Here is a 15,688-nt window from a genome sequence, read left to right as displayed (position 1 = left end):
ACTTCGAAGCCGGGTGTCACCCCTCACCCGATCGCTCCAGAACCCCGGCTATCGCCGCCGTGCGCGAGCTCCCTCTCCTGCAAGGGGAGAGGGAAGAACGTCTTGAGAAAGACCCACCGAATCGCCACCTCATCAAGACCATGAGCGACCGCCCCACCGGCCTCGCCCCATCCCGCGTCGTCGCGGTGCTGGGGCCGACCAATACCGGCAAGACCCATCTGGCGGTCGAACGGATGCTGGGTCATGCGTCGGGCATGATCGGCCTGCCGCTGCGGCTGCTGGCGCGCGAGATCTATGAACGGATCGTCAAACAGCGCGGCGCCAATGCCGTCGCCCTGATCACCGGCGAAGAGAAGATCATCCCGGCCCGGCCCCATTTCTGGGTCTGCACGGTCGAGGCCATGCCGCTGGAGCGCGAGGTCGAGTTCCTGGCCATCGACGAGATCCAGCTGGCCGCCGACCCGGAGCGCGGCCACGTCTTCACCCAGCGCCTGCTTCATGCGCGGGGCCGGTTCGAGACCATGTTCCTGGGCGCCTCCACCATGGCGCCCCTGATGCGCAGGCTGATCCCCGATCTGGAGATCGTCACCCGCGAGCGGCTGTCCAACCTGACCTATGCGGGGTCCAAGAAGCTGACCCGCCTGCCCCGGCGCAGCGCGATCGTCGCCTTCAGCACCGAGCAGGTCTACGCCATCGCCGAACTGATCCGGCGCCAGCGCGGCGGCGCGGCCGTGGTCATGGGCTCGCTCAGCCCCCGCACCCGCAACGCCCAGGTCGGCCTGTTCCAGTCGGGCGAGGTCGACTTCCTGGTCGCCACCGACGCCATCGGCATGGGGCTGAACATGGACGTCGACCATGTCGCCTTCGCCGGGATGCGCAAATTCGACGGCCGCCGCACCCGCTGGCTGCATGCCCACGAGATCGCCCAGATCGCGGGCCGCGCCGGCCGCCACATCCGCGACGGCACCTTCGGCGTCACCGGCGAGGCCGAGGAGCTGGACGAGGATCTGGTCGAACAGGTCGCCGAGCACCGCTTCGACCCCATCCAGGCGATCGAGTGGCGCAACGCCCGCCTCGACTTCGACACCCTGCCCGATCTCCTGCGCTCGCTGGTCCAGCCGCCGAATGTCTCCGGCCTGAAGCTGACCGGTCAGGCTCTGGACGAGACTCTTCTGCGTCGCGCCCTGCAGGACGATGAGGTCAAGCGGATCAGCCGTTCGCGCGGGACCATCATGCGGCTCTGGGAAGCCTGCCAGCTGCCCGACTTCCAGAAGACGACGCTGGACGAACACGCCCGCCTGTCGCGCGACGTCTTCCATGCCCTGACCGGCAAGCGCGGCCGATTGACCGACGACTGGTTCGCGCCTCGCTTAGCCGAGGTCGACCGCGACGACGGCCAGATCGACCAGCTGTCGGCCCGGCTCGCAGGCGTCCGCACCCTGTCCTACATCGCAAACCGGCCGGACTGGCTGGACGGGATGAAGGGCTGGCGCGAGCGCACGAGGGCGCTGGAGGACCGGCTGTCGGATGTCCTGCACGAAAGGCTGACCGCCCGTTTCGTGGACCGCAAGACGACGGCCCTCATGCGGTCGCTGCACGACCACGCCCAGACCATGGCCGAGGTCGCCGACGACGGCGTGGTCACCGTCGACGGAGAGGCGGTCGGCCATCTGGACGGCGTGCGGTTCGCCATTGCCTCGGGCGGCTCGGCCCTGGCCGACCGCACCCTGAAGACCGCCGCCCTGCGCGCCGTCGGCCCCGAGATCGCCCGTCGTCTCGGCGCGCTGGCCGGCGATGGCGACGACGCCTTCTCGGTCACGCCGGAAGGCGATGTCCTGTGGTCGGGCGCGCTCGCCGCGAAGATCATCAACACAGAGCCGTTCAGTCCCCGCGTGCGCCTGATGGGCGACCTCGGTCCCCAGGCCGCCCGCGACCGGGCCCAGCGCCGCATCGAGGCCTGGCTGGCATCCGAAGCCGGACGGGCGCTGCGAGACCTGCGGCGCCTCAAACAGGCCGTCGAATCCGGCGCCCTGAAAGGCCTCCCGCGCGGCATAGCCTTCCGCCTGCTGGAGGCCGGGGGCGTCATCGACCGGCGCGACGTCGAACGGGATCTCGCCGCCCTCAGCCAGGTCGAGCGCCGCACGATCAAGGCCTTCGCCATTCGCGTCGGGACCCATTCCGTCTGGCTGCCCGGCACCCTGAAGCCGCGAGCTAGGATCCTGTCCCAGGCCTTTGCCGCCGCCGAACCGTTCCGCGCCAGGCCCGAGGGCCTGACCCTCTTGCCCGGCGCCGCCCCGTCGCCCCGCGCCCTCTCCGCCTTCGGCGTCCGCGCGGCCGGCCGCTGGGCTGTCCCGGTCGACGATCTCGAACGCGCCTCGGACCTCCGCCGCGAGACCAGGGGGAACCTGTCCGACGAGGCCCTGAAATCGCTCGGCTGGACGATCGGCGACGCCAAGGCCATCTGGACCGCTCTCAAGACCGTCCGCGCCCGGATGCCAGACCGCGAGGGCCAGACCCCCGTCGTGATCAAGGACTCGCCCTTCGCCAAACTGGCCGAGTTGACCGCGCCCGCTCAGCCCGCCCGCCGCAAGCGGCCGAGGCGAAAGAAGGCCGCGGCCTCGTGATTTCAGACTTCCAGGCATCCCCGCGAAGGCGTGGATATGAGTGACAGCGACGACAGCGTCCGCGTCGATCTCTGGCTGTGGCGCGCCCGGTTCGCCAGGACTCGCGGTCTGGCCGCCGATCTGGTCGAGCGGGGCGCCGTGCGGCTGACCCATCACGGCAAACAGGTCCGGCTCGACAAACCGAGCCGCCTCGTCCACCCGGGCGACGAATTGACCTTCGCCCTCGACGGCCGGGTCACGGCCGTCCGGATCGAGGCCCTGGGCGAACGGCGCGGACCTCCGGCGGAAGCCCGCGCCCTCTACGTCCCTCTCGGAGAGGAAACCTCGTCTACTGCTTGACGAACTCGCCTTCGATGTGGAGTTCGACCTCGTCGCCCAGGGCGGGCAGATAGGTAGTGATGCCGAATTGGGAGCGCTTGATCGTGGCCTCGCCGTCGAAGCCGACCTTGTAGACGCCGCCCATGGCCGGGCCGGCCTGGTTAAACTTGACCTCCAGCGTCACCGGACGCGTCACGCCGTGCAGGGTCAGGTTGCCCGTGACGTCGGCTTCGGTCGCATCATCGGAATCCACCACGACCGAGGTGGCGACGAAGGTCGCGGTCGGAAACTCGGCCGTGTTGAAGAAATCCGGTGTCTGCAGGTGGGCCTTCAGCGCGTCGTCAGCCGGGTCGACGTCGGCCAGTGGAACGCTCGCTGTCAGGGTCGAGGCCGACGGATTGGCCGGGTCGATGGTCAGGTCGGCGACGACGTTGGTGAACTGGCCCCGGTAGGTCGAGAAGCCGAGGTGATTGATCGACCAGGTGATCTTCCCGTGGCTCGGATCCAGCTTGTAGGTCCCGGCCTGGACCTCGGCGGGTACGCGCGTCGCGGCGGTCTGGGCGGTGACGACCCCGCCGACAAGGCTGAGCACCAGAGCTCCGGCGACGGCGGTGCGGGCGAGCAGGCGGCGGTTCAACATGAGGACGGGCCCAGGAGGATCAGCGGTGGCGACGGCTTATCTGCAATCTATACTGATACAAATAAGGCCTCTTGGCGCAGAAGCAAGCGATAGAGCCGCCAAACCGTCGCTCCGGTTGACAGCGGACCCTCGCGGGGTCATCTGCCGGGCCTCTCCCGCCCAACCCGAAGAACGTCAGCCCCGCCCGCCCATGACCTACATCGTCACCGACGCCTGCGTGAAATGTAAGTTCATGGACTGCATCGAGGTCTGCCCCGTCGACTGCTTCTATGAAGGCGAGAATTTCCTCGTCATCGCGCCCGACGAATGCATCGACTGTGGCGTCTGTGAACCGGAGTGCCCGGTCGACGCCATCGTGCCCGACACCGAGGACGAACCCGACGGCAAGTGGCTTCAGGTCAACGCCGAATACGCCAAGGTCTGGCCCAATATCACGGTCAAGGGCACGCCCCCCGCGGACAAGGAACAGTTCGAACGCGAGACCGGCAAGTTCGAGAAATATTTCTCGCCCAAGCCCGGCAAGGGTTCCTGAACGCTCCCGACCGCCGATAAAGCTCCGGGTCAGGAATAGCGCCGGTTTCGCAAGGGACGCTTGCGACGTTTTGAAATTGCCTCGTTTTGTGATATGTTCCTTCACATTGGGTCGGGCGGTCTGCGTTTCATGCGCGCCGCCCGCGTTTGCGACAGAACCTCGTCCATGAAGACGGGGTCGGCCAGAGGTTGGGTGATCCGTTTCCACGACTGACGACTGCATCATTCCGATCGGCGACCCCCGTCGCCGGTCCGGGAGCAATTGTCCGTCGTGCCTTCGATGCCCTGTCCCTGCGTCCGGGAAAGGAATGACATGACCACCAAGAGCGTTCTGGAATTCAAGGTTGGCGATGCAGTCGTCTATCCGGCGCACGGCGTCGGCAAGGTCGCGGCGGTCGAGGTCCAGGAAATCGCCGGCATGTCGCTGGAGGTCTATGTCGTGACCTTCGACCACGAGAAGATGACCCTGCGCGTCCCGACCAAGAAGGCTAAGACCGCCGGCCTGCGCTCGCTGGCCACCGACGACGTGGTCACAAAGGCCCTGACGACGCTGAAGGGCCGCGCGCGCATCAAGCGCACTATGTGGAGCCGCCGCGCCCAGGAATACGAAGCCAAGATCAACTCCGGCGACCTGGTCTCCATCGCCGAAGTGGTCCGCGACCTGCACCGCGCCGACAGCCAGCCGGAACAGTCGTACTCGGAGCGCCAGCTCTATGAGTCCGCCCTGGACCGGATGGCTCGCGAAGTCGCCGCCGCCAACCGCATCGACAAGGACGCCGCCGTCCAGCTGCTGTCCAAGTCGCTGAGCGCCAAGAAGGCCGTCATCGCTGCTGCTGAAGCCGCGGAAGCCGAGGAAGAGGCTGAAGCCGCATAATCCCTCGGGGAATTTGCTGAATGTGAGAAAGGCCCGGTGGAAACACCGGGCCTTTCTTCTTTCGTCTCCCTTCCCCGAGAGGGAGGGAAAGGCCGCGTCTCTGCTCAGAAATACTCAGCGTCCGCCGGGCAGACCGCCGCCACGCGGCGCGCCGTGATCGAGGCCGGCAGATAGGGCGTGCCGCGCGCGAGCTGGGCGCCGCCGGTGAAGCGGAAATTCTCCTGCTGGTACGAACCGCCGAGGCGGACGTTTACCCGCCGTCCGCGCGGGTCGGTACAGGTCCCCTCGAACCGCGCCGTGCCGCCGCCGACGACGCGGGTCGGATAGACGCACTGCCAGCGGCGCGTCGACAGGCCGCCGAAAAAGCGGTTGATCTCCGACGGCCGCACGCATTTGGTTTCGGTGCTGCGGATACCCACGGCGCTGGTCGTATACTCCCAGTAGCCCGGCAGGACCTCGCTGACGTCCCCCTGGGCCTGCGACGGAGACGAAGGCGCGGCCAGCAGGACGGCCCCTGCGATCGCAGGGGCGGCAACGGCGACAGTGCGCCTCAGAAGGGAAGGCAGGGTCATCGTGGATCTCATCCTCGGGACAGTCCCGCATAACCTAAGCTTTGAAACGCGGCGATTGAACGACGCATGAACGTCCCGGCGCGAAGACTCGGCCCGGGAGTCCAATCTGGCCCTCGAAGCCTTGACGGCGCGGGATCGGTTCCTCTATACGGCCCCCTCTCGCGCGGGGGTCCTCCCTCGCGCGCATTTGTTTCATGCGCCCTCTCTCCTTTGGAGCGGCGCCACCTCAAGGATAAGACGATGTCGCGTCGTTGCGAACTTACCGGTGTCGGGCCGATGGTCGGCCACTCGGTCAGCCACTCGAACATCAAGACCAAGCGCCGCTTCCTGCCGTCGCTCAAGAAGGTCAAGCTGGCGTCGGAGGCCCTGGGCCAGTCGTACAGCCTGCGCATCTCGAACGCCGCGCTGCGCACGCTCGACTTCAAGGGCGGCCTCGACCCCTTCATCGTCAAGGCCAAGGACGAACAGCTGTCGATCACGGCACAGCGCATCAAGCGTCAGATCAAGGCCAAGCTGGCTGAACAAGCCGCCGCCTGAGTCCTGACGGACCACGAATTCTGAACGAGGCCGGTGGAAACACCGGCCTTTTTCTTTGCCGCATATCTCCCCGTGCACCCCGGCAAAGGCCGGGGTCCAGATCGCGGACGCCGTCGGCCGGGATCAAAGACCATCCGCAACCCGGAGATCGCTTTTTCCATCTGGACCCCGGCCTTCGCCGGGGTGCACGGTGAACAGGAATTCTGACGGGGATAGACGCTGATGGCCGGATCGAGTCTGCGTACGGCGAGCATGGCCGTCCTGGCCTGCATGCTGTCGGTTCCCGCGACGGCCCAGGACGCCCCCGCCCGCCAGCCGACCGCCTTCACGCTCGAAACCGACAATCCCCGCACGCCGGAGCAGGAGGCCGTCCGCTTCGACAAGGCCGATCTGTCGATCAAGATCCTGCCCGAGGACAAGGCGATCGACGGCGTGGCCGTGCTGGACTTCACCGTGCTTCAGCCGATCCGGCGTCTGGCGGTCGAGCTGGACACCCTCTTCACCATCTCCGAGATCCGGCTGGACGGCGAGATCGTGCCCGCCGATCGCTGGTCCAACCCCGAAGGCCGTCTGACCGTAGAGGTTCCGGCGGGTCTGGCCGAGGGCGCCACCCCCACCCTGACCATCGCCTATGCCGGCCAGCCCCGTGTCGCGCCACGTGCGCCCTGGAACGGCGGCTGGGTCTGGGCCACGGCCCCGACGGGCGAGCCCTGGATCGGGTCAGCCGTCCAGCTCAACGGCTGTGACCTGGTCTGGCCCTGTATCGACAACTCCAACGCCGAGCCCGGCCAGCTGGACATGCACATCACCACGCCGGGCAATGTCTCGGCGCCGGGACCCGGCGTGTTCAAGGGCGTGACCGGGAACGCCGACGGCACGAAGACCTGGAGCTGGAGCATCGCCCATCAGAACATCTATGCCGGGATGATCAACGTCGGCCCCTATGAGGAGGTCACCGCCCCGTACCAGAGCCGGTTCGGCAACACGATCCCGATGCACTACTGGCACCTGCGGTCCGACGATCCGGCGAAGGTCGCGAGACTGTTCGCCGAGTTCGCGCCCATGCTGGATTTCTTCGAATCGACCATCGGCCCCTACCCGTTCGGCGACTCCAAGATGGGGGTGGTCGAGACGCCCTATCTCGGCATGGAACACCAGACGATCAACGCCTACGGCAATGCCTACAAGATCGAGACGCGCGGCTACGACACCCTGCTGCAGCACGAGTTCAGCCACGAGTGGTTCGCCAACCAGCTGACCAACCGTAACGCCGACGACATGTGGCTGCACGAAGGGCTGGGCAGCTATATGCAGCCGCTCTACGCCCGATATCTGCATGGCGAGCGGTTCATGCAGTCCGAGCTGCAGCGCCAGCGCGAGGGTCTGGTCAACGCCTTCCCGGTCGTCTCGCAGACCAACCGCACGGTCAACCAGGTCTATGGCGGCTCTGAGGGCCCCGGCGGCGACATCTATTCCAAGGGTTCGCTGATCGCCCACATCCTGCGGATGACGATCGGCGACGACGACTTCTACGATGTCATCCGCCGTCTGGTGTACGGCCGCCCCGATCCGCGACCCGGCAACTTCGCGCCCCGGACCAGTTCGACGCGCGAGATGAACGCCATCGTCAACCAGGTGACGGGTCAGGACTACGACTGGTTCTTCGACGCCTATCTGTATCAGGCGGCCCTGCCGGTCCTGTCGCAGGTCCGGGAGGGCGACCGGCTGACCCTGTCCTGGACCACCGGGAGCGGCTCGGGCTTCCCGATGCCGGTGGAGATCGAGGTCGACGGCGTGACCCAGACCGTGCCGATGCGGGATGGCCGCGCGACGATCGCCGTACCCTCGGGCGCGACCTTGCTGGTCGATCCACAGAACAAGCTGCTGCGCCAGCTCGACGTGGTCGACGACTGGCAGGCCTGGAACCGCGCCGAACGCGAGCGGGCCGCGGCCGAACGGCTTGCGCGGTCGGCCAGCTGAGACCCCTGATGCGAAACGCCCTCGCCGCCCTCGCCGCCGCTTCTCTGCTGGCGGGTCCTGCCCTCGCCCAGGACCCGGCGCCGCGCGAGTCCACCGCCTTCACCCTGATGACCGATCAGCCGCGCACGCCGGAACAGGCGGCCATGCGCATCGACCTCGTCGATCTGGCGATCAAGGTCCTCCCCGACGACAGGGCCATCGACGCGACGGCGACCCTGACCTTGACCGCCACGGCGCCCGTCGCCCGGCTGGTGGTCGAACTGGACACCGTGTTCGACGTCTCCGCCGTGTCGGTGGACGGACGGGCGGTGAGCGACTGGTCCAATCCCGAGGGGCGGATGACCATCCCCCTGCCTCGGCCGCTGGCTGCGGGTCAGACGACGACCCTGCGCATCGCCTATTCCGGCCATCCCCGCGTGGCGCCGCGCGCGCCCTGGTCCGGCGGCTTCGTCTGGGCGAGCGCGCCCGGCGGTGAGCCGTGGATCGCTACGGCCGTCCAGGGCGAAGGCTGCGACCTGTTCTGGCCCTGTATCGACAGCCCCGTGGCCGAGCCCGGGCGGGTCGACCTGCACATCACCGTCCCGACCGGCCTGTCCGCGCCCTCCAACGGCCGCTTCCTCGGCACGGAAGATCACGGCGACGGCTGGACCACCTGGAACTGGTCGGCACGCACGCCCAACACCTACGCCATAGCCCTGAACGTCGGCCCCTATACGGAGCTGAAGACCGGCTACCGCAGCCGGTTCGGCAACAGTTTCCCGATGTCCTTCTGGCATCTGAGCTCCGATGATCCAGGGCGCGCCGCCGCCCTGTTCGCCGAATTCCCCACCCAGATGGACTTCTACGAAGCCACCGTCGGCCCCTTCCCCTTCTCCGACGAGAAAATGGGCGTCGTGGAGACCCCGCACCTGGGCATGGAGCACCAGACCATCAACGCCTACGGCAACCAGTATCGGCTGGACGGCAAGGGCTACGACTGGCTGCTGCAGCACGAGCTGGCCCACGAATGGTTCGGCAACCAGATGACCAATGCCAACGCCGACGACATGTGGCTGCACGAAGGGCTGGGGAGCTATATGCAGCCCCTCTACGGCGCCTGGCTGCACGGCGACCGCTACATGCAGACCGAACTGGCCGAGCAGCAGCAGGGCCTGATCAACCGCTTCCCCGTCGTCTCGGGCGAACTCAGGAGCGAGGGCGAGGTCTATGACGGCGCGGTCGGGCCGGGCAACGACATCTATTCCAAGGGTTCGCTGATCGCCCATTCGCTGCGGATGCTGATCGGCGACGAGGCCTTCTTCCGCGCCGTCACCACCCTGGTCTATGGCCGCCCCGATCCGCGCCCGGGCAATTTCGAGCCGATCTACCGCTCGACGCCGGACTTCCTGCGGATCGTCAATGACATCACCGGCAGGGACTACGGCTGGTTCTTCCGCGGCTATCTCTATCAGGCCGCCTTGCCGGTCCTGAACGAGACGCGCGAGGACGGGACCCTCAACCTGTCATGGACGACCGGCGACGGCGCGGCCTTTCCGATGCCGGTCGAGGTGTCCGTGGACGGCCGGGTCGAAACGTTGGCCATGACCGACGGCCGGGGCTCGATCCCCGTCCCCGCCGCGGCTCACATCGTGATCGATCCGCAGAACAAGGTCCTGCGCCGGCTCGACTTCATCGACGTCTATCAGGCGCGCAGAAGGTCCGATCGCGCCTCGACGGAATAGGCGTCCGCAGCCTCGGCGGTGATCGACTGGCTGACCATCTCGCAGGTTCCCTGGGTCGACAGGAAGGCGATGTCGGCGGCGTCGCGCCCGCAGGCGATCCGCACCAGTCCCTCGATCGGCGCCAGCCCGGTCGGATCGACCAGCCACCAGCCGTTCGACAGCCAGATCTCGAAGATGGCGTGGAAGTCCGGCGGGTTCAGCTGATGCGCATAGGCGCTGACCGCGCGCGCAGGAATGCCCGACGCCCGGCACAGGGTGATGCCCATATGGGTGAAGTCGCGGCACACGCCCGCCCGATCGATGAAGGTCCGCGCGGCCGTCGTCTCGGAGTCCGACACGCCGCGCTCATAATCGATGTTCTCGGTGATCCAGTTCAGGATCGCGAGCACCCGCTCGCCGCCCGATGTCTCTCCGAACTGACGCTCCACGAACCGGCCGAACTGGTCCGAGGGGCAATAGCGGCTGGGCCACAGATAGGTCAGCACCTCGGCCGGCAGGTCGTTCCAGTCGTGCTGGGTCACGCCCGGCGGCAGGCCCAGCAGCGAGCCGTTGTCGACCACCGCCTCGTAGGACACAGCCACGTCGCCGCTGAGGCGCGCACGCAGGGTGCGGGCGCCGAACTCCTCGTCCTCGTCCTGATGGAAGGCCTGGGGCGGCGTAATCGTCAGCCGCTCCTCCAGGATGTCCTGACCCGGCCAGTGCGCGACCTGAATCTTGTAGATCGCGTCGGTCGGGGGATCGAAGCGATAGACGAGCTCGGCGCGGACGCGAATTTTCATGGACGACCTGATGTGAGCGGCGAACCGTTAACGTCGCGCATCGGCGGCCGTTCCGGGTCATGCAGTGCTCTAGCAGGTCATGCGGCGCAGGATAGTGGCGCCGTCTACGGCTCCAGCTCGATGTCCCAGTACAGATAGTCGAGCCAGCTCTGGTGCAGGTAGTGGGGCGGGAACCGTCGGCCCGCGTCCTGGAGCTGGAATGCGTTCGGCCGGTTGGGCGCGCGTCGGATCGGCATGTGCGCCTGCTGCGGCGTCCGTCCGCCCTTCCTTAGATTGCAGGGCGAACAGGCGGCGACGATGTTCTCCCACGTCGTGCGTCCGCCCCGGCTGCGCGGAATGACGTGGTCGAAGGTCAGTTCGGCGGTGTCGCCGCAGTACTGGCAGGTGAAGCCGTCGCGCAGGAAGACGTTGAAGCGGGTGAAGGCCGGGCTGCGATTCTGGTCGACATAGCTCTTCAGCGCGATGACGCTGGGGATCTGCATCTCCATCGACGGACTGCGCACGACCCTGTCATAGGTCGAAACGACGTCCACGCGCTCTTGATAGACCGCCTTCACCGCCTCCTCCCACGGCCAGAGCGACAGCGGATAGTAGGACAGCGGACGGAAATCGGCGTTCAGCACCAGGGCTGGAAAGCCGGAAGGCGGCTTGTGAAGGACCTGCATCAGACCCTCCCGCTCACGCCGGATATCGAGGAAATCGGACTGAAAACGTCTCTCCTTCTCTCTAGTGAAGCCAGCCTATTCCCGATTCGCACGCACCGCCATGACGACGATGCAGCGGTTTCATGACGCGCCCTTTCTGAGGAGGCCGCCAGGGAAGGCTGGAAGGCTCCAGCCCCAGACCAGGGCGCCGGCCCGGAGCGCGAACCCGATCGGCGCTGCGATCGCCGCAGCGGGCCAGTGATCGATGCCGAACTGTCGCGCCACGACATAGATGGTCGCCGCAACAAGGGCCGCCGAGATGATGATCTCTCGCCGCAGAAGGATTGACGGCTGCCCCGCCAGGATGTCGCGCACAATGCCGCCGAAGCAGGCTGTCAGCGCCCCCATGACGATGCAGATCAGGGGCGGCGCCCCGTACGCCTCGGCCTTGGCGGCGCCGAGCACCCCATAGGCGCCGAGCCCGAGCGCATCGAGCCACAGCAGGGCCCTGAATCGCCAGGCCCCCGCCCCGACCAGCCAGACCGCCAGGGCCGCGCAGAGGCAGACGGCGATATAGCGCCAGTCCTGCACCCAGAAGACCGGGGCATCGATGAGCAGGTCCCGCAGGGTCCCGCCCCCCACGCCGGTGATGGCGGCAAAAAAGGCGAAGGTGACAAGGTCGTGCTTCTCGCGCGCTGCGGCCAGCGCTCCCGTCGCGGCGAACACGGCCACGCCCGCGAAATCGAGCGCGCCCAGCACCGTCTCGGGGTCGGCGAGCACAGGGCTCAGAAGGGTGGGGTCTACGAGCGCGTTCACGGCTGTCTGCGTTCCCTGGCTCTCGGCTTGGCGGCCGCCGGGTTGAGGGGATGATCTAGCACGATCTCGCCCGTCTTCACCCCGACGTACCAGGCCCAGAGCAGATGAACCGCCACGCCCCGGTTCGGCCGCCACATCTCGGCCCGGGCATAGGCGGCCTTCGTATCGGGCCGATGCTCAAGCAGGTCGGCCCATTTGATCGCCTCCTGCAGCGCGATGTCGCCGCCCGGGAAGACATCCAGCCGTCCGTCACAGATCAGCAGATAGGCCTCAGCGGTCCACGGCCCGACGCCCTTCAGCGAGACGAGGGCCGCGATCGCCGCGTCGTCATCGAGCGTCGACAGATGCTCCAGATCGACCGTCCCATCCAGCTGGGCCCGCGCGATGCCCTGACCATAGGTCGCCTTCTGACGGGACAGGCCCATGCCGCGCAGGCTGTCGAGGTCGTGGGCCAGCAGGGTCTCCGGCGTGATCTCCCCCAACCCCGCCTGCAGCCGCGCCCAGACAGACGCCGCAGAAGCCAGCGAGACCTGCTGATCCACGATCATTCTGAACAGGCCGGGAAACCCCCGGTCCCCGACCCGCCACTCGAACGGCGGCGTCTGGGCATGGGCCCGGGCCAGAGCTGGGTCGATACAGACCAGGTCCTCGCGGGCGACGACCAATTGTTCGGGTGTCAGAGGCATTCCGGTCCAGTCGACAAACGGCGGGCCGGACCCTAGCGTCCGACCATGCTCAGTCTGGACGATCTCCTGGCCCCGATCACCCCCGAGGTGTTCCACGCGGACTATGACGACCGGAAACCGCTGCATATCCCGGCCGCGCCCGGCGCTGCCAAACAGACTCTGCTCGACTGGGACCGCTTCAACGCCCTGCTCGACCAAACCTCGATCTGGAGCTCCCAGAGCCTGAAGGTCCTCTACAATGGCCAGCGCGTCCCGCCGCCCCGGTACTGTCATGACGCCGCGACGGGTTCCGGGACCGCCAACCGCCCCTCCCCCGCCAAGGTCAAGGTCCTGCTGGGCCAGGGCGCCAGCCTCGTGCTCGACGAGGTTCAGGATCTGGTCCCGTCGATCCGCGCCCTGACCCCGGCGCTGGGCCGCGCCTTCGCCGGCCAGGTCAGCGCCAACCTCTACTGCTCCTTTGGCGGGGTGAAGGCGTTCGGGACCCACTTCGACCTGCACCACGTTTTCGCGGTCCAGTGCGAGGGCGAGAAGGTCTGGACCCTGTATTCCAACCGCGCAGACGCACCGACCACCTTCCCGATCGACAACGAGGAAACCCGCGCCTGGCTGGCGGCCCAGCGCGGCCCGGTCATGACCCAGGTGCACATGCGGCCCGGCGACGTCCTTTATCTTCCACGCGGCTGGTATCACGACGCCCTCGCGACTGATGGCGCGTCCCTGCACGTCACCTATTCGATCACTCCGGCGGACGGGCGCACCGTCTTCGACATCCTGAAGCGGCTGACACAGGACGAGGCCACCTTCCGCCACTTCCTGCGTCCTGCGGGATCCGAAATCCTGAAGGCCCAACTCGCCGACCTGGGCCGACGCCTGTCCGCCCTGGCCGTCAGCGACGTCTTCGCCGACGAGATCGCCATGGCCCAGGAACGGCTGATTCCGCGCGAACCCGGCTACGCCCTGCCTCATCGTCCGACACTGACCCTCTATGGTCGCGGCCAGGGCCCGGCGCCCGCCGTCGCCGGCCCCGCCGCCGGGGCGCTGGACTGGGCCCTGTCGCAGCCGCGTCTGGCCCTTGAGGACATGATCGCCCAGTTCGACTTCGTGCCCGAGGCGGACCTCCGCGCCATGATCGACGCGGCCGTCAGGACGGGCGCCCTGGTCCGCCTTTGACCTTCGTGACCCGCTTCGCGCCGTCGCCGACCGGCCTGCTCCATCGCGGCCACGCCTTCTCCGCCCTGACCGCCTGGACGGCGGCAAGGCGCGCGAAGGGTCGCTTCGTGCTGCGGATCGAGGACACCGACTTCACCCGCTGCCGCCCGGAGTATGAGGCCGCGATTGTCGACGACCTCGCCTGGCTGGGTCTCGATTGGGAGCCCCCCGTCCGTCGCCAGTCCGAACACCGCGCCGACTACGACGCCGCACTGGACCGCCTGCGGGACATGGGCGTCCTCTACCGCTGCTTCCGCACCCGAAAGGAACTCATGGCCCTGGCCGGGATGGCGCCTCATGCCGACGACCCGACCGACGCCCAGGCCTTCGCAGGCGGCCCACTGTCCCCCGACGAGGAAGCCGAAAAGCTTGCCTCCGGCCAACCCTTCGCCTGGCGTCTGTCGCTCGCAGCGGCGCGCGAAAGTCTCGGCGATTTCCAGCCACTGACCTGGGTCGAGGAGACGGAGAGCCCGGCCGTCAGGACCGCGCGGCCCGAGGGCCTCGGCGACATGGTGCTGGGGCGGAAGGACATCGGCGCGGGCTATGTCATCGCCTCGGTCGTCGACGATGCCTTGCAGGGCGTGACCCACGTCATCCGCGGCGAGGACCTGATCGAGACCACCTCGGTTCAGCGCCTGCTCCAGGCCCTGCTGGACCTGCCCACGCCGGTCTATCGACACCACCGGCTGCTGCTCGGCCCCGACGGCAAACGCTATGCCAAGCGCGACGGGGCGGTGACGCTGAAGGCGTTGCGTGAGGCGGGGATGACGGCGAAGGCGTTGCGGGCCGACCTCGGCTTCTGACCCCTCTCCCTATGGGCGAGGGTAAGAGGTATGCGACACCATGCCTCCCTCCCCGTCCCGCCTGATCCCCCTGCTGGTCGTGCTGGCCTCCGCCAGCATCCTCGGCCTCGCTCCGATCCTGGTCCGCCTGACCGAGACCGGTCCGGCGGCCGCCGGCTTCTGGCGGCTCCTGTTCGCCCTGCCCCTGCTGCTCATCCTCGTCGGTCGTCCCGGCGCAGAAGGCGTCGGGCGGCCGTCGAAATGGATGCTGCTGGCCGGCCTGTTCTTCGCCTTGGACCTCAGCTTCTGGCACTACGGCATCGTCATGACCTCGGTCGCCAATGCGACGGTGCTGTGCAACCTGACGCCGGTCGTGGTCACCCTGGTGGGCTGGTTCCTGTTCAAGGAACGGCCGGCGCGGCTGTTCATCCTGGCCCTGGCCCTGGCCATGGGCGGAGCCTTCGCCATGGCCGCCGGGGCGGCGCCGGGTCAGGGGACCAACCCGGTGCTGGGCGACATCTTCTCCCTGTCCGTGGCCCTCTGGTATTCCGCCTATTTCCTGGCGGTAAAGCAGGCGCGCACCACGGCGGGCGCCCTGCGGGTCACCCTCTGGGTGACCCTGGCGGGGATCCCCGTCATGGCGGGGACGGCGCTGCTGCTGGGCGAGGACATGATCCCCGCCACCGCCGCCGGCTGGGCCGCCTGCGCCGGCATGGGCGTCATGCATGTGGCGGGACAGGGCGGCGTCGCCTGGGCCCTGGGCAAGCTACCGGCCTCCATCACCGCCGTGACCATCCTGATCCAGCCGATCGTGGCCGCCGCCCTCGGCTGGATGATCTTCGGCGAGACCCTCGCCCCGGTGCAGGCCCTGGGCGGCGCCCTCGTCCTGGCGGCGATCGTCCTGGCCCAGTGGTCGACCCGGGCGAAAACGAAAACGGGCGCGGCTCCCGAAGGAACCGCGCCCGCCTAGATCAC

Annotated in this window: 16 protein-coding genes; 10 read left to right on the top strand and 6 right to left on the bottom strand. The window is 67.8% G+C overall.

Features of this window, described 5'->3' with window-relative positions; all coding sequences use genetic code 11:
* The first annotated feature begins 140 nt into the window (after window positions 1–140).
* Both ACP7AU_RS04190 and ACP7AU_RS04185 read left to right on the top strand, forming a co-directional pair.
* Window positions 141–2,624 (top strand): helicase-related protein, encoded by a 2,484-nt coding sequence (locus tag ACP7AU_RS04190; protein WP_426050604.1) that lies wholly within the window; start codon window positions 141–143, stop codon window positions 2,622–2,624.
* A 36-nt stretch (window positions 2,625–2,660) separates the two neighbouring features.
* Window positions 2,661–2,963 (top strand): RNA-binding S4 domain-containing protein, encoded by a 303-nt coding sequence (locus tag ACP7AU_RS04185; protein ID WP_426036431.1) that lies wholly within the window; start codon window positions 2,661–2,663, stop codon window positions 2,961–2,963.
* Here ACP7AU_RS04185 and ACP7AU_RS04180 read toward each other — a convergent pair.
* A complete protein-coding gene (locus tag ACP7AU_RS04180) occupies window positions 2,953–3,582 on the bottom strand; it encodes a YceI family protein (protein WP_426036429.1) in 630 nt (209 codons plus the stop codon). The genes ACP7AU_RS04185 and ACP7AU_RS04180 overlap by 11 nt on opposite strands.
* A gap of 190 nt (window positions 3,583–3,772) precedes the next feature.
* Here ACP7AU_RS04180 and fdxA point away from each other — a divergent pair, with 190 nt between their 5' ends.
* Together fdxA and ACP7AU_RS04170 are read left to right on the top strand one after the other, a co-directional pair.
* Window positions 3,773–4,114, top strand: a complete 342-nt coding sequence (fdxA, locus tag ACP7AU_RS04175; protein ID WP_303695112.1) for a ferredoxin FdxA — start codon at window positions 3,773–3,775, stop codon at window positions 4,112–4,114.
* A gap of 312 nt (window positions 4,115–4,426) precedes the next feature.
* Window positions 4,427–4,987 carry a CarD family transcriptional regulator gene (locus ACP7AU_RS04170; RefSeq protein ID WP_303695111.1) on the top strand — a complete coding sequence of 187 codons (561 nt, stop codon included), beginning with the start codon at window positions 4,427–4,429 and terminating at the stop codon, window positions 4,985–4,987.
* A 104-nt stretch (window positions 4,988–5,091) separates the two neighbouring features.
* Here the strand turns inward: ACP7AU_RS04170 and ACP7AU_RS04165 are convergent, their stop codons facing one another.
* Window positions 5,092–5,559 (bottom strand): DUF3617 domain-containing protein, encoded by a 468-nt coding sequence (locus tag ACP7AU_RS04165; protein ID WP_426050603.1) that lies wholly within the window; start codon window positions 5,557–5,559, stop codon window positions 5,092–5,094.
* 240 nt (window positions 5,560–5,799) lie between these two features.
* Between ACP7AU_RS04165 and rpmB the strand changes: the two genes are divergently transcribed.
* The 3 genes from rpmB (at window position 5,800) to ACP7AU_RS04150 (ending at window position 9,797) form a co-directional block, all read left to right on the top strand.
* A complete protein-coding gene (gene rpmB / locus ACP7AU_RS04160; RefSeq protein WP_303695109.1) occupies window positions 5,800–6,096 on the top strand; it encodes a 50S ribosomal protein L28 in 297 nt (98 codons plus the stop codon).
* Between the two features lie 222 nt (window positions 6,097–6,318).
* Entirely contained in the window at window positions 6,319–8,076 is a 1,758-nt protein-coding gene (locus tag ACP7AU_RS04155) for a M1 family metallopeptidase (RefSeq protein WP_426050602.1), read from the top strand.
* Window positions 8,077–8,084: 8 nt separating this feature from the next.
* A complete protein-coding gene (locus tag ACP7AU_RS04150; RefSeq protein ID WP_426050601.1) occupies window positions 8,085–9,797 on the top strand; it encodes a M1 family metallopeptidase in 1,713 nt (570 codons plus the stop codon).
* Here the strand turns inward: ACP7AU_RS04150 and ACP7AU_RS04145 are convergent.
* The 4 genes from ACP7AU_RS04145 to ACP7AU_RS04130 all read right to left on the bottom strand — a co-directional run bounded on the left by ACP7AU_RS04145 (window position 9,758) and on the right by ACP7AU_RS04130 (window position 12,722).
* Window positions 9,758–10,576: a transglutaminase-like domain-containing protein gene (locus ACP7AU_RS04145; protein ID WP_426050600.1), complete on the bottom strand. Its 819-nt coding sequence runs from the start codon at window positions 10,574–10,576 to the stop codon at window positions 9,758–9,760. The genes ACP7AU_RS04150 and ACP7AU_RS04145 overlap by 40 nt on opposite strands.
* A 104-nt stretch (window positions 10,577–10,680) precedes the next feature.
* The gene (locus tag ACP7AU_RS04140) at window positions 10,681–11,241 is read right to left on the bottom strand and encodes an HNH endonuclease (RefSeq protein ID WP_303695104.1); all 561 of its coding nucleotides are present in this window, start codon (window positions 11,239–11,241) and stop codon (window positions 10,681–10,683) included.
* A gap of 120 nt (window positions 11,242–11,361) precedes the next feature.
* Entirely contained in the window at window positions 11,362–12,036 is a 675-nt protein-coding gene (locus tag ACP7AU_RS04135; RefSeq protein WP_426036419.1) for a trimeric intracellular cation channel family protein, read from the bottom strand.
* Entirely contained in the window at window positions 12,033–12,722 is a 690-nt protein-coding gene (locus ACP7AU_RS04130; RefSeq protein ID WP_426050599.1) for a DNA-3-methyladenine glycosylase family protein, read from the bottom strand. The genes ACP7AU_RS04135 and ACP7AU_RS04130 overlap by 4 nt, the downstream gene beginning before the upstream one ends.
* 45 nt (window positions 12,723–12,767) lie before the next feature.
* Here ACP7AU_RS04130 and ACP7AU_RS04125 point away from each other — a divergent pair, with 45 nt between their 5' ends.
* Genes ACP7AU_RS04125 through ACP7AU_RS04115 form a run of 3 tightly spaced genes read left to right on the top strand, consistent with a single transcriptional unit; the run spans window position 12,768 to window position 15,683 of the window.
* A complete protein-coding gene (locus ACP7AU_RS04125) occupies window positions 12,768–13,892 on the top strand; it encodes a JmjC domain-containing protein (RefSeq protein WP_426050598.1) in 1,125 nt (374 codons plus the stop codon).
* A complete protein-coding gene (gene gluQRS / locus ACP7AU_RS04120) occupies window positions 13,889–14,734 on the top strand; it encodes a tRNA glutamyl-Q(34) synthetase GluQRS (RefSeq protein ID WP_426050597.1) in 846 nt (281 codons plus the stop codon). The genes ACP7AU_RS04125 and gluQRS overlap by 4 nt, the downstream gene beginning before the upstream one ends.
* A 40-nt stretch (window positions 14,735–14,774) precedes the next feature.
* On the top strand, window positions 14,775–15,683 hold the full coding sequence (locus ACP7AU_RS04115) for a DMT family transporter (protein ID WP_426050596.1): 909 nt from the start codon (window positions 14,775–14,777) through the stop codon (window positions 15,681–15,683).
* Window positions 15,684–15,688: the final 5 nt, after the last annotated feature.

Origin of the sequence: Brevundimonas sp. SL161 (assembly GCF_049896985.1) — a bacterium.
Classification (GTDB): Bacteria; Pseudomonadota; Alphaproteobacteria; order Caulobacterales; family Caulobacteraceae; genus Brevundimonas.
The sequence above is the reverse complement of the archived record's forward strand: the minus strand, read 5'-3'. Positions and strand labels throughout refer to the sequence as shown.